This is a genomic window from Mycobacterium sp. (genome assembly GCF_049683935.1).
Classification (GTDB): domain Bacteria; phylum Actinomycetota; class Actinomycetes; order Mycobacteriales; family Mycobacteriaceae; genus Mycobacterium.
In genome coordinates this window covers 1-16103 of record NZ_JBAUJR010000266.1, presented here as the reverse complement: position 1 = coordinate 16103, position 16103 = coordinate 1, and the positions used below count along the sequence as shown (strand labels likewise).

Annotated in this window: 11 protein-coding genes and 1 pseudogene; 7 read left to right on the top strand and 5 right to left on the bottom strand. The window is 66.3% G+C overall.

Going from position 1 to position 16103, the window contains the following annotated elements; all coding sequences use genetic code 11:
- Positions 1 to 325, top strand: a pseudogene (locus WA965_RS15635) (DNA-3-methyladenine glycosylase 2 family protein); the annotation flags it as partial.
- 69 nt (positions 326 to 394) lie between these two features.
- The gene (locus tag WA965_RS15630) at positions 395 to 940 is read left to right on the top strand and encodes a Dps family protein (RefSeq protein WP_526301307.1); all 546 of its coding nucleotides are present in this window, start codon (positions 395 to 397) and stop codon (positions 938 to 940) included.
- Positions 941 to 944: 4 nt separating this feature from the next.
- On the opposite strand, the gene WA965_RS15625 is transcribed toward WA965_RS15630, so the two are convergent.
- Complete coding sequence (locus tag WA965_RS15625) at positions 945 to 1748, bottom strand: PaaI family thioesterase (RefSeq protein WP_526301309.1); 804 nt, start codon at positions 1746 to 1748, stop codon at positions 945 to 947.
- 640 nt (positions 1749 to 2388) lie between these two features.
- Between WA965_RS15625 and gltB the strand changes: the two genes are divergently transcribed.
- Both gltB and gltD read left to right on the top strand, forming a co-directional pair.
- Positions 2389 to 6996 (top strand): glutamate synthase large subunit, encoded by a 4608-nt coding sequence (gene gltB, locus WA965_RS15620; RefSeq protein WP_526301311.1) that lies wholly within the window; start codon positions 2389 to 2391, stop codon positions 6994 to 6996.
- Positions 6989 to 8455 carry a glutamate synthase small subunit gene (gltD, locus tag WA965_RS15615; protein WP_526301313.1) on the top strand — a complete coding sequence of 489 codons (1467 nt, stop codon included), beginning with the start codon at positions 6989 to 6991 and terminating at the stop codon, positions 8453 to 8455. The genes gltB and gltD overlap by 8 nt, the downstream gene beginning before the upstream one ends.
- 486 nt (positions 8456 to 8941) lie before the next feature.
- Here gltD and WA965_RS15610 read toward each other — a convergent pair whose 3' ends face one another.
- Entirely contained in the window at positions 8942 to 9802 is an 861-nt protein-coding gene (locus tag WA965_RS15610; protein ID WP_526301315.1) for an LLM class F420-dependent oxidoreductase, read from the bottom strand.
- A gap of 81 nt (positions 9803 to 9883) precedes the next feature.
- Between WA965_RS15610 and WA965_RS15605 the strand changes: the two genes are divergently transcribed.
- Entirely contained in the window at positions 9884 to 10453 is a 570-nt protein-coding gene (locus WA965_RS15605) for a TIGR03086 family metal-binding protein (protein ID WP_526301317.1), read from the top strand.
- Between the two features lie 22 nt (positions 10454 to 10475).
- On the opposite strand, the gene WA965_RS15600 is transcribed toward WA965_RS15605, so the two are convergent.
- From WA965_RS15600 to WA965_RS15590, 3 genes are all read right to left on the bottom strand, one after another.
- Positions 10476 to 11876, bottom strand: coding sequence for a GntP family permease (locus WA965_RS15600; protein WP_526301319.1), 1401 nt, complete (start codon positions 11874 to 11876; stop codon positions 10476 to 10478).
- Between the two features lie 67 nt (positions 11877 to 11943).
- Entirely contained in the window at positions 11944 to 12906 is a 963-nt protein-coding gene (locus WA965_RS15595; protein ID WP_526301321.1) for a 3-hydroxyacyl-CoA dehydrogenase family protein, read from the bottom strand.
- Between the two features lie 23 nt (positions 12907 to 12929).
- Entirely contained in the window at positions 12930 to 13850 is a 921-nt protein-coding gene (locus WA965_RS15590) for a sugar phosphate isomerase/epimerase family protein (protein WP_526301323.1), read from the bottom strand.
- Positions 13851 to 14023: 173 nt separating this feature from the next.
- Between WA965_RS15590 and WA965_RS15585 the strand changes: the two genes are divergently transcribed.
- Complete coding sequence (locus tag WA965_RS15585; RefSeq protein ID WP_526301325.1) at positions 14024 to 14767, top strand: GntR family transcriptional regulator; 744 nt, start codon at positions 14024 to 14026, stop codon at positions 14765 to 14767.
- A 97-nt stretch (positions 14768 to 14864) separates the two neighbouring features.
- On the top strand, positions 14865 to 16103 hold a 1239-nt coding region (lerK, locus tag WA965_RS15580; RefSeq protein WP_526301327.1), incomplete at its 3' end, for an L-erythrulose 1-kinase.

The window sequence follows — 16103 nt, the reverse complement described above, 5'->3', positions numbered from 1 at the left end:
GCTGGAGAGGCTGGTCAAACGCCCCGCAGAAGCGGCGCGCGCGGCGTTGATGTCGCTGCCGGGCGTGGGGGAGTGGACGGCCGCCGAGACGGCGCAGCGCGCCTTCGGCGACGCCGACGCGCTGTCGGTCGGTGACTACCACCTCGCGAAAATGGTGGGCTGGAGCCTGCTCGGGCACCCGATCGACGACACACAGATGCTCGATCTGCTCGAGCCGATCCGTCCGCACCGGCACCGGGCGGTGCGGACGCTGGAAGCCAGCGGACTCGCCGTCAATCCGCGGTTCGGGCCGCGTGCGCCCATCCCGAATCTGGCCGAACTGTGATGCTGCCCGCACGTGATTATCACGAAGTCCGCCCGGGTACACGACGCGAGACAAGCGAAGGAGCTGACCATGACTTCATTTACCGTGCCCGGCATGTCCGCGAAGGACGGCGCCGAGGTCGCAGAGCTGCTGCAGAAGGCGCTCAGCCGGTACAACGACCTGCACCTGACCCTCAAGCACGTGCACTGGAACGTGGTGGGCCCGAACTTCATCGGCGTCCACGAGATGATCGACCCGCAGGTCGAGCTGGTGCGCGGATACGCCGACGAAGTGGCCGAGCGCATCGCCGCCCTGGGCAAGTCGCCGCTGGGTACTCCTGGCGCCATCATCAACGACCGCACCTGGGACGACTACTCGGTCAACCGTGACACCGTGCTCGCCCATCTGGCCGCGGTGAATCTGGTCTACAACGGCGTCGTCGAGGACACCCGCAAGAGCATCGAGGTGCTCGGCGACCTCGATCCGGTGTCCGAGGACATGCTGATCGGCCACGCAGGGGAACTCGAGAAGTTCCAGTGGTTCGTGCGGGCACACCTCGAGAACGCCGGCGGCGAGCTGGTCGCCGAGGGCGCCACCAGCGAGAAGTCTGCGGCGAGCAAGGCCAAGAAGTCTTAGGACATCACCGGTAGGCGGTCAGTCGGGCTGCCAGGGCAATTCTGCCGTCGGCGCCGATTGCCTGCGTCTCCGCCACGCCGCTGCGGCGACCCGCGTGCAGCGGTCTGGCGACGTAGTGGGCGTCGGCGCCGCCGTGGAACGGCCGCAGAAAATTCACCCGGAGCGAGGCAGTGCGCAGCAGGGTGTCCGCGCCGTCACGGTTCAGCGCCGCCGACCCGACCAGTTCCAGTCCCATCGACGACACCCCGCCGTGTACCGCGCCGACTGCGTTGTTGAGAACCGGATCGTCGTGCTGCACCAGAACCGTTGCAGCGCCGCCGGTTTCGCCGATCTGCACTGCCATGAGTTCGGCCAGTGACGCGCCGACCGTCGACCCCGTCTGGCCATCGGGCCACCCCGCCAGGCCGTCGGGAACACCGACGTAGAAGGAGCGGACCGTCGCAGTTGCGACGACGTCCCCGCCGACGCTGAGCTCACACAGCGCCAACGCCGAGGTGTCCTTCCGGCCCAGCGGGCGCGATGTGCCCACGACCGGGTCGTCGGGGTGCCGGGCGATGACGTCGACGGCGTCAGGCGTCACCTCGAGGGACAACTCACTCGACACCGTCCACTCGCGCTCGGCGCGGCGACCGTGATTGCTCAAACCGCCGATATGGTCGACCAACATCGCCAGCGGCGCGATCGTCGGCGCGCCGGTCAGCGGATTGAGCACGCCCGCCGCCGGAATCGAGGCGACACAGCACCCCGGACCCTCGTCGGTGGTGTCGATCCCGAAGCGACCGAGCGGGGTGTTCAGCGGGTGAGGCACCCCTGCAGCTTGACGGCAGGTGCGATCAGCCCATACCCGGGGTGGGTATGCCGGACGCCCGACCACGGCCCTGTGGGCCGTCGTGGTGTCGGCAAGCGCCCCGAACGGCCCGCCGCGGTAGGCAAAACCGCTGGCAGACAGCGAAATACGGCACGCCGCTGACACCGCGGGCGATGAGGTCGCCTGAGGCGAGGTCCGGGGTCCCTGTGACGGGTTTCTAAGAATCCGACTAAGCTTTTGCGCAAATTTTGCGGAGGGCGTCGTCGCAGCACAGAATGAGAAAGAATGCGCACAGCTAATTTTCTTTCGATCAGGGCGCCGGGAGTGATCTTTCCCTCACCTGTGGCCCCTGATCATCGGCGCTCCGAAAAGGATGCCGCGGCAACGCTATTGGCCTGTGACCTGGGCGGGAACGCGTCACGCGGACGGCGCGGTCGGCGAACCTACTTAGGGCGGACTAAGTTGGCATGTCAGTGGCCCTTTGTCATATCGTTTTCACCACTTGTGGCGAGTGGGAAAAGGGCCGTCGTTCGGTGCTGCACGAAGGTACCTCCATCGCCATACCGGCTAACGCTCTCGTCGACGGTTGCCGTCCCTGCGCTCCGCGAAGGCGTGTGCACGAAAAAAAAGGTAGGTGGGAATGGCGCCCAGTCGTCAAGGGCTGTACAACCCCGCGTTCGAGCACGATGCGTGCGGCGTGGCGATGGTGGCCGACATGCACGGTCGTCGCAGCCGCGACATCGTCGACAAGGCCATCACCGCCTTGCTGAACCTCGAGCACCGCGGCGCCCAGGGCGCGGAGCCGAACACCGGCGACGGTGCCGGCATCCTGCTGCAGGTGCCCGACGAGTACTTTCGGGCCGTTTGCCAGAACGAAGGCTTCGAGCTGCCCGAAGCGGGCGCCTACGCCACCGGTATCGCGTTCTTGCCGCAATCGTCGAAGGACGCGGCCAGCGCGTGCGAGTCGGTGGAGAAGATCGCCGAGGCCGAGGGGCTGCACGTCCTGGGATGGCGCGACGTGCCGACCGACGACTCCTCGCTCGGGGCGCTGGCCCGCGACGCGATGCCGACCTTCCGTCAGGTGTTCATGGCCGGCGCCTCCGGAATGGATCTGGAACGCCGCGCCTACGTGGTGCGCAAACGTGCTGAGCACGAGCTCGGCACCAAAGGACCCGGTCAGGACGGTCCGGGCCGCGAAACCGTCTACTTTCCAAGCCTTTCCGGCCAGACCTTCGTGTACAAGGGGATGCTGACAACGCCGCAGCTAAGGGCGTTCTACCTCGACCTGCAGGACGAGCGCCTGACCAGCGCACTGGGCATCGTGCACTCGCGGTTCTCCACCAACACCTTCCCGTCGTGGCCGCTGGCGCACCCCTTCCGCCGGGTTGCGCACAACGGCGAGATCAACACCGTGACCGGCAACGAGAACTGGATGCGGGCCCGGGAAGCGCTGATCAAGACCGATGTGTTCGGCGGTCAGGATCTCGACAAGGTCGTCCCCGTCTGCACCCCCGGGGCGTCGGACACCGCGCGCTTCGACGAGGTGCTCGAATTGCTGCACCTGGGCGGACGCAGCCTGCCGCACGCCATGCTGATGATGATCCCGGAGGCCTGGGAGCGCCACGAGTCGATGGAACCCGCCCGCCGGGCGTTTTACGAGTACCACGCCTCGCTGATGGAGCCGTGGGACGGTCCCGCGTCGGTGTGCTTCACCGACGGAACCGTCATCGGCGCTGTGCTGGACCGCAACGGCCTGCGTCCGTCGCGGATCTGGGTGACCAGTGACGGCCTGGTGGTGATGGCCTCGGAGGCCGGTGTCCTCGACCTCGACCCCGGCACCGTCGTCAAGAAGATGAGGCTGCAGCCCGGCCGCATGTTCCTCGTCGACACCGCCCAGGGCCGGATCGTCGCCGACGAGGAGATCAAGGCCGAACTCGCCTCCGAGCAGCCGTACCGGGAGTGGCTCGATGCGGGGTTGTTCAACGTCGACGAGCTTCCGCCCGGTGACTACGTGCGCATGCCCCACCACCGCGTCGTGCTGCGTCAGCAGGCGTTCGGTTACACCTACGAAGAGTTGAATCTGCTGGTGGCGCCGATGGCGCGAACCGGCGCCGAAGCCCTCGGGTCGATGGGTACCGACACCCCCGTCGCGGTGTTGTCGGCGCGGCCCCGGATGTTCTACGACTACTTCCAGCAGCTGTTCGCCCAGGTGACCAACCCGCCGCTGGACGCCATCCGCGAAGAGGTCGTGACCAGCCTGTCGGGCACCGTCGGTCCGGAGGGCGATCTGCTCAACCCGGGCGCCGCGTCGTGCAGGCAGATCGTCCTGCCGCAGCCCATCCTGCGTAATGCCGAGCTCTCGAAGCTGATCTGTGTCGACCCCGACCACGAGATCCGGGGCCACAAGCACGGGTTGCGTGCGGCGGTGATCCGGTGCCTCTACCCGGTGAACCGCGGCGGTCAGGGCCTCAAGGAGGCGCTCGACAACGTCCGCGCGAAGGTGTCCTCGGCGATCCGCGACGGCGCACGCATCATCGTGCTGTCCGACCGCGAGTCCAACGAGCAGATGGCGCCCATCCCGTCGCTGCTGAGCGTGTCGGCCGTGCATCACCACCTGGTGCGTGAACGCACCCGCACCCAGGTCGGCTTGGTCGTCGAGGCGGGCGACGCCCGCGAGGTCCACCACATGGCCTGCCTGGTGGGCTTCGGGGCCGCGGCGATCAACCCCTACATGGCGTTCGAATCCATCGAGGACATGGTCGACCGCGGGGTGATCGTCGACATCTCCAGCGATCAGGCCAAGGCCAACTACGTCAAGGCGGCCGGCAAGGGTGTGCTCAAGGTGATGTCCAAGATGGGCATCTCCACGCTGGCCTCCTACACCGGTGCTCAGCTCTTCCAGGCCATCGGCATCAGCCAGAAGGTGCTCGACGAGTACTTCACCGGCCTGTCGTGTCCGGTCGGCGGCATCGACCTCGACGACATCGCCGACGACGTCGCCGCGCGGCACGCGCTGGCCTACCTGGACCGGCCCGACGAGTGGGCGCACCGCGAACTCGAGGTCGGCGGCGAATACCAGTGGCGCCGCGAGGGCGAGTACCACCTGTTCAACCCCGACACGGTGTTCAAGCTGCAGCACGCGACGCGCACCGGGCAGTACTCGATCTTCAAGGAGTACACCTCGCTGGTCGACGACCAGAGCGAGCGGATGGCCTCGCTGCGCGGGTTGCTGAAGTTCCGCACCGGTGACGAGGCTGGGCGGGCACCCGTACCCATCGACGAGGTGGAGTCCGCCGCCGAGATCGTGAAGAGGTTCTCGACCGGGGCGATGAGCTACGGCTCGATCTCCGCCGAAGCCCACGAGACGCTCGCCATCGCGATGAACCGACTCGGCGGACGGTCGAACTCGGGTGAGGGCGGTGAGTCCGTGTCGCGGTTCGACCGCGAAGAGAACGGCGACTGGCGTCGCAGTGCCATCAAACAGGTCGCCTCGGGCCGGTTCGGCGTGACCAGCCACTACCTGTCCAACTGCACCGACATCCAGATCAAGATGGCCCAGGGCGCCAAACCCGGTGAGGGCGGCCAGCTTCCGGGCCACAAGGTGTACCCGTGGGTGGCCGAGGTGCGTCACTCGACCCCCGGCGTCGGCCTGATCTCGCCGCCGCCGCACCACGACATCTACTCGATCGAGGATCTGGCACAGCTGATCCACGATCTGAAGAACGCGAATCCGCAGGCGCGGGTACACGTGAAGCTGGTGAGCGAGAACGGGGTCGGCACCGTCGCCGCAGGCGTATCCAAAGCGCACGCCGACGTCGTGCTGATCTCCGGGCATGACGGCGGCACCGGCGCCACCCCGCTGACGTCACAGAAACATGCGGGCGCTCCGTGGGAGCTCGGACTGGCGGAGACGCAGCAGACCCTGCTGCTCAACGGTTTACGGGACCGCATCGTCGTCCAGGTCGATGGCCAGCTCAAGACCGGTCGCGACGTCGTGGTCGCCGCGCTGTTGGGCGCCGAGGAATTCGGGTTCGCCACCGCACCGCTGGTGGTTGCCGGCTGCATCATGATGCGTGTCTGTCACCTCGACACCTGCCCGGTGGGGGTGGCCACGCAGAACCCGGAACTGCGCAAGCGATTCAACGCCAAGCCCGAATTCGTCGAGAACTTCTTCATGTTCATCGCCGAGGAAGTCCGCGAGCTGATGGCGCAGTTGGGATTCCGTACCGTCAACGAGATGGTCGGACAGGTCGGTGCACTCGACACCGCCCAGGCGGCCCAGCACTGGAAGGCGCACAAGCTGGACCTTGCGCCGGTGCTGCACGAGCCCGAATCGGCATTCATGAATCAGGACCTGTACTGCAGTTCGCGCCAGGACCACGGTCTGGACAAAGCGCTGGACCAGCAGTTGATCGCGCAGTGCCGCGAGGCCCTCGACTCGGAGTCGCCAGTCCGTTTCTCGACGACGATCACCAACGTCAACCGCACGGTCGGCACGATGCTCGGCCACGAGGTGACCAAAGCGTATGGCGGTCAGGGCCTTCCGGACGGCACGATCGACATCACCTTCACCGGCTCGGCGGGCAACAGCTTCGGGGCGTTTGTGCCCAGCGGCATCACGCTTCGGGTGTACGGCGATGCCAACGACTACGTCGGCAAGGGCCTGTCCGGTGGTCGGGTGGTGGTCCGGCCGTCCGAGGGGGCGCCCGCTGACTACGTGGCCGAGGACAACATCATCGCCGGCAACGTGATCCTCTTCGGTGCCACCAGCGGCCGGTTGTTCCTCCGCGGCCAGGTCGGCGAGCGGTTCGCCGTGCGTAACTCCGGCGCGCACGCGGTCGTCGAGGGTGTCGGCGATCACGGGTGTGAGTACATGACCGGCGGCCGGGTGGTCATCCTTGGCCCGACCGGCCGCAACTTCGCCGCGGGCATGTCCGGCGGTGTCGGTTTCGTCTACGACCCCGATGAGGTGCTGCCCGACAACCTCAACGCCGAGATGGTGGAGCTCGAGGCACTCGAGGGCCCCGATTCCGAAGACGCCGTGTGGCTGCACGGCATGATCCAGGAGCATGTTGACGCTACCGATTCAGCAGTGGGACAACGGATTCTGGCCGATTGGAGCGGTGAAATGAGGCACTTCAAGAAGGTGATGCCCCGCGACTTCAAGCGCGTGTTGGAGGCGATCGCCGAGGCCGAACAGACCGGCGCGAATGTGGACGAGGCGATCATGGCGGCCGCGAATGCCTGATCCCCGCGGATTCCTGAAGGTCACCCGTCGCGAGACCCCGCCCCGCCGTCCGGTCGACCTGCGGCTGCGCGACTGGAAAGAGGTCTATGACGACTTCTCCCACGACACGCTCAAGGCGCAGGCGAGCCGATGCATGGACTGCGGTATTCCGTTCTGCCACAACGGGTGTCCGCTGGGTAACCTCATCCCTGAGTGGAACGACCTGGTGCGTACCGATCGGTGGCGTGATGCCATCGAGCGGTTGCACGCGACCAACAACTTCCCCGAGTTCACCGGGCGGCTGTGTCCGGCACCGTGCGAGGGCTCGTGCGTGCTGGGTATCAACCAGGACCCGGTGACCATCAAGCAGGTCGAGGTCGAGATCATCGACAACGCCTTCAACGAGGGCTGGGTGGTGCCACTGCCACCGGATCGGTTGACCGGCAAGACCGTCGCCGTCGTGGGTTCCGGACCCGCAGGTTTGGCTGCCGCCCAACAGTTGACGCGGGCCGGACATACGGTGACCGTTTTCGAGCGGGATGACCGGATCGGCGGTCTGCTGCGTTACGGCATCCCGGAGTTCAAGATGGAGAAGCGTCACATCGACCGGCGTCTCGATCAGATGCGCGCCGAGGGCACCGAGTTCCGCACCGGGGTGAACGTGGGTGTGGACGTCACCGCAACAGAGCTGCGCTCCCAGTTCGACGCTGTGGTGCTGGCCGGCGGGGCGACCGCACGCCGCGACCTGCCGATTCCGGGCAGGGACTTCGAGGGTGTCTACCAGGCCATGGAGTACCTGCCCTGGGCGAACCGGGTCCAGTTGGGTGACTCGGTGGTCGACGACGACGGTCAGCCGCCCATCACGGCCAAGGGCAAGAACGTCATCATCATCGGCGGCGGCGACACCGGCGCGGACTGCCTGGGTACCGCCCACCGGCAGGGTGCGGCCAGCGTGCATCAGTTCGAGATCATGCCGCGGCCTCCCGAGACGCGGGCCGATTCGACCCCTTGGCCGACCTACCCGCTGATGTTCAGGGTGACCTCCGCACACGAAGAGGGTGGTGAGCGGGTCTACTCGGTGAACACCGAGCAGTTCCTGGGCGACGACGGCAAGGTGACCGCACTGCGCGGCCATGAGGTCGAGATGAAGGCCGGCAAGTTCGAGAAGATCGACGGGACCGATTTCGAGTTGCCTGCCGATTTGGTGCTGTTGGCGATGGGATTCACCGGTCCGGAACGCGAAGGGCTGCTGTCCGATCTGCGGGTCGAGATGTCCGACCGAGGCAACGTGTCGCGCGACGATGCATTCGCCACGTCGGTGCCCGGGGTGTACGTCGCCGGCGACATGGGACGCGGGCAGTCTCTGATCGTCTGGGCGATAGCCGAGGGGCGCGCCGCGGCTGCCGGTGTGGACCGCTATCTGATGGGGCGTACTGCATTGCCGGCGCCGATCAAGCCCACGATGGTGCCGCAGCGATAAGCGCTTGCGCCCGGTCGGCGTCGAGTGTGACCTGAGGGCTGTGCACCGGGACGGTTTCACGACCCTGGTCTCACTTTCGCGTCCGTGACCGGTTTCACACCGTCACTTCCGTCACATTGACCACTCCAGTCACAATAAAAACATCCGATCTTTACTCGGCGTGCCTCCTTCAGTTAGCCAGCAGCGAGGTATCTAATGACTCGGTAAGGGCGCTGCGGTAAGGTGGCTCCCCGGTCCAGCTATTGGAACACCGCAGGAGTAATCACCGTGTACAACAACTCGATCGCCCGGTACCGGGTGAGGCGTATGGCCTGGTCATTGTTCCGTCACCCCGTCAAGAGCCGGGAATTCCCGGCAAAGCACGAGCGGTTGATCACCGCTGACGAACTCCTCCGTTACGGCGTCTAGCGAACTCGCGGCCCACCGATTCGCCCTCGTGGCGGCCGGTCGCCACATGTTTGCCTGATCGTTATCGGTCTGTGACCGCTACTGGTCTTTGCTGCCGAGCAGTCCGGATTCGGCGATCGCCGAGGCCAGCGGTTCCAGGACCGCCGGGTCGTAGGGCGGCGGCAGGTAGATGATCGCCAGATCCAATCCCTCAGCTCCCAACGCGATCGCATCCTCGACCACCTTGCGGTAGTTGTGGTCTTCGCCGAGCCGGATATGGGCCGACAGCGTGATCTCCTTCGGATCCCGGCCGACGTCGGCGCAGTGCGCCGCAAGCACGTCGCGCTTGCGGGCGAACTCCTGCGGCGTGCCCCCGACGAAGTTCCAGTGATCGGCGTACTGCGCGGTGATCCGCAGCGTGCGCTTCTCGCCACTGCCGCCGATGCAGATCGGAGGGTGGGGTCGTTGCGGGCCTTTGGGCTCGTTGCGGGCGTCGACGAGCTGATAGAACTTGCCGTCGAACGTGGTGGTCTCCTGTGTCAGGAGACCCTTGAGCACCTGGCACGCCTCCTCGAATCGGTCGAATCGCTCCGTGATGCTGCCGAGTTCGATGCCGTAAGCGCCGGACTCCTCCTCGTTCCACCCCGCCCCGATCCCCAATTCGAGACGACCGTTGGACACGATGTCCAGAGTGGAGGCCATATTGGCCAGCACTGCGGGATGGCGGTAGTGGATGCCGGTGACGAGCACGCCGACCCGCAGTCGGGTGGTGGCCTGGGCGAGGGCGGTCAGCGTCACCCAGCCCTCCAGGCAGGGACCGGTGGGATCGGAGAAAATCGGATAGAAGTGATCGAACGTCCAGCCCGACTCGAACACGTCGATGTCGTCGGCGGCCTTCCAGATGGCCAGCATGTCCGACCAGGTGGTGTTCTGAGGTGAGGTTTTGAAGGCGAATCGCACGTGTACCGAGGCTAGTCGCGTTTCCTGGGCGGTACCTGGCACGGGCGATGAGTTTCGGCCCGACTGCAGGTCGATACCGGCATGATCGATTTGACCCAACCGTGCCGACGCATGATCGCGGTGCTGGCCGACGTCCGAGATGACCAATTGGACGCGGCCACCCCGTGCAGGGATATGACGTTGCGGGAACTGGTGGCGCACATCGGGGCGCTTTCGGTCGCTTTCGACGCCGCAGCCCGAAAGGAACTGGGGCCGTTGACCGACACACCACCCGAGGAAGTGGTTGGCCTGGAACAGGACTGGCGAAGGACCTATCCCGACCACCTCGCCGTGCTGGCGCAGTCCTGGACCCGGCCCGAAGCCTGGACCGGTATGACGCGGGCGGGCGGCGTCGACCTACCTGGCGAGGTGGCCGGATCGGTGGCGCTGGCAGAGGTGGTCATCCACGGGTGGGACGTGGCCCGGGTGACCGGGCAGCCCTACGACGTCGACGTGGCCACCGGGCGGGCCTGTCTGAGCCATCTCGCGCAGTTCGACACGTCAGGAACGGAAGGACTCTTCGGACCCGCGGTTGCGGTCCCGGACGACGCGCCCGTCATCGATCGCATCGTCGGGCTCAGCGGGCGTGATCCGCGATGGTCCGCGGGGTGAGCGCAGCGCGGCGGGGACGACTTCAGCTGGCGACCAGGTAAACGACCGAGGCCAGCGCGAACGACATGAAGCCGATCGCCGTGGCCACCACCGTCCACGTCTTCAACGTCGTCACGGTGTCGAAGCCGCAGAACCGCCCGATCAACCAGAATCCGGAGTCGTTCACGTGGGAGAACGTGATCGAGCCGGCGCAGATGCCGACGACGACCGCCGCCAGCGGGATCGCGCCGAGGTTCATCTCGGCCACGGCGGGCGCCATGATCGAACCCGCGGTGGTCGCCGCGACGGTGGCCGAGCCCTGCGCCACCCGGAAGATGATCGCGATCAGGAAGCCGGCGAGCATGACCGGCAGGCCCACGGCGTCCAGGCCGTCGGCCAGGGTCTGACCGATTCCGGTCTCGGTGAGGATCCTGCCGAAGGCGCCGCCCGCCCCGGTGATCAGGATGATCGAGCAGACCGGCGCCAGCGCATCGTCGACGAGGTTCTCCAGCACGCCACCGATCGACTCGCCGCGTCGTCGCCGCGGCACGACATACAGCAGCACCATCGCCAGCAGGACGGTGATCAACAGTGCCATGGAGGTCGTCCCGATCAGGCGGGACAGCTGGAACGCGATGCTGTCGTCGCTCACGGCGCCATCTGCCTCGAGCGTGGAGAACACCGTGTTGAAGAAGATCAACACCAGAGGCAGCAACAGTACGAAGATGATCGTCCAGAAGCCCGGCCGCTCGTCCTCCGGGTAGTCCTTGGGCTCGCCGAGCAGGTTGGGCACCGGCATGTTCGGATAGCGCTTGGCGATGAGCAGGCCCAGTCGGTAGCCGGCGAGGTACCACGTCGGCAGTCCGACGAGCAGCGCAACGATGACCACCATCCCGACGTCGGCACCCATCACCGTCGCTGCCGCCGTCGGGCCGGGATGCGGAGGCGTCAATGCGTGCATCATCAGGAATGCGCCGATGGACGGCAGCACGTAGAGCATGAACGATCCGCCCAGCCGCCGAGCCACGGTGTAGATGATGGGCAGCATGACGATGAAACCGGCATCGAGGAAGATCGGGAAGGCGTAGAACAGCGAGGCTACGGCCAGAGCCAGCGGTGCTCTGTCCTCACCGAACCTCTGCAGCATCCTGTCGGCCAACGTCTGTGCGCCACCGGTCATCTCGACCAGTCGTCCGAGTACCGCACCGAAGCCGACGAGCAACGCCACCGCACCGACGGTGGTACTGAAGCCGTCGATCACCACGCTGACGACGTCGCCCATGCTGATGCCCGCCGCCAGGCCGGTCAGCACGCTGACCACGATCAGCGAGAAGAAGGCGTGCAGCCTGACCTTGATGATCAGGAACAGCAGCACGACGATGGCGGCTAGGGCGATGGCGACGAGCAGGGCGGCGGGCCGCTCCGCGAGAACTACTTCGTCCATGGGGTTTCCTTACGGGGTTGGCAGACGAGGAAGGCGGTCGTCGACGAAGCCGCCTGATCTGGAGCGGTCAGGATCCTTTCGGCGCAGGCCCGAGCTCGCGCAGCAGATCCCCCATGCGGGAGTACGCCTTGTTCCGGTAGGCGATGACTGCGGCCTTCGTGTCGTCGTCGAAGTCGCCGGTCAGGCCCTTGCCGTTCTTGGTCCCTTCGCGGCCGTCGGCGACGGCGTCGGTGAGCAGCTTGGGGGTGGCCATGCGCTCGCCGAACTCGTTCTCCAGGGTGGTGTAACCCTTGGCGTACACCGGAAGTCCGGCCTGGTCGGCGATGGCGAACGGTCCGAAGAACCCGAGCCGGAAACCGAAGGTGGTGCGCACGATGGTGTCGACGTCCTCCACCGAAGCGACGCCCTGCTCGACGATCAGAGTCGCTTCCTTGAGAAGCGCATACTGCAGCCGGTTCAGCGCCATGCCGGGTGTGTCGGCGACCTGGGCACCCTCACGGCCGGCCCGCGCCAGGAGATCCTTGACCGAGTCGATCACCTCCTGGGTGGTGGCCTCGCCGGCGACCAGCTCGACGCCGGGAATGAACGGTGCGGGGTTGGAGAAGTGCACGGTGAGGAACCGCTCGGGGTTGGTGACCGCGTCCACCAGCACCTTGACCGGGATGGTGGAGGTGTTGGTACCGATGATCGTGTCGGGGCGGGCGCTCTTGCAGATCCGCTCCAGGACTTCCTTTTTGACGTCGGGGTCTTCGAAGACGGCTTCCATCACGAAGTCGACATCGGAGACCGCGTCGTCCAGGCTGTCCCCGGCGGTCAGATTGCTCATGATGGTCTCTGCGCTGCCCGGGCCGAACAGTCCCTGTTCCTCGAACTCCCCGGCCTCCCTCTCCAACCTCTTGAGGGCCTCGTGGGTGGCTTCTGTGCTGACGTCGGCTATCTGAACCTTGAAGCCGCTCAGGGCGAGAACCTGAGCGATTCCGCCGCCCATGTATCCGGCGCCGACGACTGTGACGGTGTTGATCTTGCGCATGCGATGTCCTTCGGGGTTGGAGGTCAGGCGAGTGCTGAGGTGAGAACCTGCTCGATGTACTCCCGGTTCTCGGCGCATACGCCCAGGGAGTCAGAGCCGTAGTGCTCGCAGCAGAACGGCCCGGTGTAGCCGAGTTCGAGTGCGAGCCGGATCATTTGGCGATAGTTGATGTATCCGTGCTTGAGCGGCAGCGGCGCAGAGCTGTACGCCCCGGTTGCCGGGTCGTAGTCGCGCGAGTAGTTCTTGATGTGCCAGAAGTTCGAGTACGGAAGGACTTTGGCGAACATCTCGCTGAAATGGGGCATCGGCCGGTGCAGCCGGATCAGGTTGCCCAGGTCTGGGTTGAGGCCCACCGCGTCGTGGTCCACGTCGCGGAGGAAGCCGACCGCCTCGTCCGGTGTCCCGATGTAGGTGTCCTCGTACATCTCGAGGCTCAGTTGGATCCCGTTGGTCCGGGCGTGGTCACCCAACTCGCGAATGCGTTCCACGGCCAGGTCGCGCAGAGCGGGGTCATCGACGTGCCCTTCCACCAACCAGAACCAGATCTGCTCGCCCTGTTCGGGGGTGATGGCCTGCATGAAACCGGTGTTCACGATGGTGGCACCGAAGGATGGCGCCAGATCGATGAGTCGGTGCGCGTCGGCGAGGTTCTGGGGGCCGTTGGTCACGTCGACGACCGAGTTGCGGGTCATCGAGATCGACGAGAGCGCGAGACCCTCGTCCCGCAGGACGGTGCGGAACTCCTCGACACGATCGTCGGACAGGGCGGCCAGGGGAACCCATGCATCGGTGGGATCGATGGAGTCGAACCCGAGTTCGCGGACTTGGCGCAGCTGCGCGGCCCACACAGAGGCCGGCGCGTCCTTGATGTGGCCGCCGTCGGGTGCGCGATTGCCGAACCCGAGCATGTTGGCCGCGATCGGCCAGGTGTGAGCCGAATGCATACGGACCTCCGTCGTGATCTAGATCATATAGGATATAGGTTAGCGGGTGCCTGATGTCAATGGCGGGTTAAACTCTGTCCGCTGGATCAGAGCGTCGTGTGCATCGACGGGGTGAACCACGAACCCGGCGTCCGGGTCGGTGGTGGGCCCGTCGAAATGCGGAAAGGCCCGAGGTGGGAGCCGACGAGTACGCGATCCCTGTGCGCAGCACGCTCGTCGACCAGGTCTACGAGCGCCTGATGGACCTGCTCCTCGACGGCACGTTGCACTCCGGAGATCCGATCAGCATCGACGGGACGGCACGGCACCTGGGCGTCTCGCCCACCCCGGTGCGCGAGGCATTGGCCCGCCTCGAGTCCACCGGCAATGTGGTCCGGGTGGCGATGCGCGGGTATCGCGTGCCGGAGATGCCCGATGCCAAGGAGATCGCGGACATCATGGATGCTCGTCTGCTCATCGAGTCCCAGCTGGCGGAACTGGCCTGTAGCAGGGTCGATGCCGGTCTACTGGACGCCCTGGAGAACGCGATCGCCGAGCAGGAACGGGCACCGCACACCTCTGATGCCGCGGCGATCAGGGCCTACCACCGTGCGGACGAGCGATTCCACCGACTGATCGCCGAACATGCCGACAACGGTGCGCTGTTGCGGGCGTATGACGCATTGGGCGGGCACGGGCAACGCTTCCGGTTGTTCATCGGGGTGGGCGTCCGGGATTCGGCGTGCGCGATCGCCGAGCACCGCGAGCTTCTGGCCGCACTGCGGCGGGGCTACGGCCCGGAGGTGTACCGCATCATGCACGCGCATATCGGTGGTGTGAAGGAGCGGGCGCTGGCCGAGCACGCGCAGGCCGTCCGGGCCGGTGGGGCGCGCAGCACCAACGGGCGCCCAGAAAACGGTCATCACATCAACCGCTGATTTGATGGCGCTGATCCTATAGGATGTGAGATCGAACACTGGGTCGGCCAGCTCCCGCGGCGCTGACCGGCGCACGCCGCATCCGAAGGACGGAACAATGACGTACCTCCTCAACTCTGCAGACGACTTCGCCGACGAGGCGGTTCGTGGCCTCGTCGCCTCCCACCCCGAACTCCTCGCCGAGGTTCCCGGTGGAGTGGCCCGCTCGACGCAGACGCCGCAGGGGCAGCCCGCACTCGTGATAGGCGGAGGGTCCGGGCACTATCCCGCCTTTGCCGGTTGGGTCGGACCCGGTATGGGCCACGGCGCGCCCTGCGGCAACATCTTCTCCTCGCCCTCGGCCTCGGAGGTGTACTCCGTAGTGCGCAACGCCGAGAACGGCGGCGGCGTCATCCTGGGGTTCGGCAACTACGCCGGGGACGTCCTGCACTTCGGTCTGGCCGCGGAAAAGCTGCGTCACGAGGGAATCGACGTGCGCATCGTCACCGTCAGCGACGACATCGCCTCCAACGATCCGGAGAACCACCGCGACCGCCGGGGCGTCGCCGGTGACCTACCCGTCTTCAAGATCGCCGGAGCGGCCATCGAGGCCGGTGCGGACCTCGACGAGGCCGAGCGGGTGGCCTGGAAAGCGAACGACGCGACCCGTTCGTTCGGTTTGGCGTTCGACGGGTGCACCCTGCCCGGGGCCGACGAGCCGCTGTTCCACGTCGAGAAAGGCCGGATGGGCGTGGGACTCGGAATCCACGGCGAGCCGGGCGTGCGGGACGACGGTCTCGGCACCGCGGCCGAGGTCGCCGACCTGTTGTTCGACCAACTCATGACCGAGGAGCCGAAGCGCGGCGAGCACGGATATGACGGCCGAGTGGCAGTGATCCTGAACGGGCTCGGCACGGTGAAATACGAAGAGCTCTTCGTCGTTTACGGACGTATCGCCCAACGCCTCGAGGAAAAAGGTCTCACCGCCGTGCGCCCGGAGGTCGGTGAGTTCGTCACCAGCCTCGACATGGCCGGCCTGTCGCTGACCCTGGTGTTCCTCGACGAGGAATTGGAAAAGCTGTGGATGGCACCGGTGGAGACGCCCGCCTACCGTCGCGGGGCGATGCCCGACGTGGAACGTCCTGCGCGCACAGGTATCTGGGACGCGGCCGAGGCGGAGATCCCGCAGTCGAGTGAGGATTCCCAGGCCTGCGCCCAGCGCATCGTCGCGGTGCTGGAGGCCTTTCAGACGGTGTGCGCCGAGAACGAGGCCGAACTGGGCCGCCTCGACGCGGTCGCCGGCGACGGTGATCACGGCCAGGGGATGGCGTTCGGCTCTCGCGGCGCGGCACAAGCT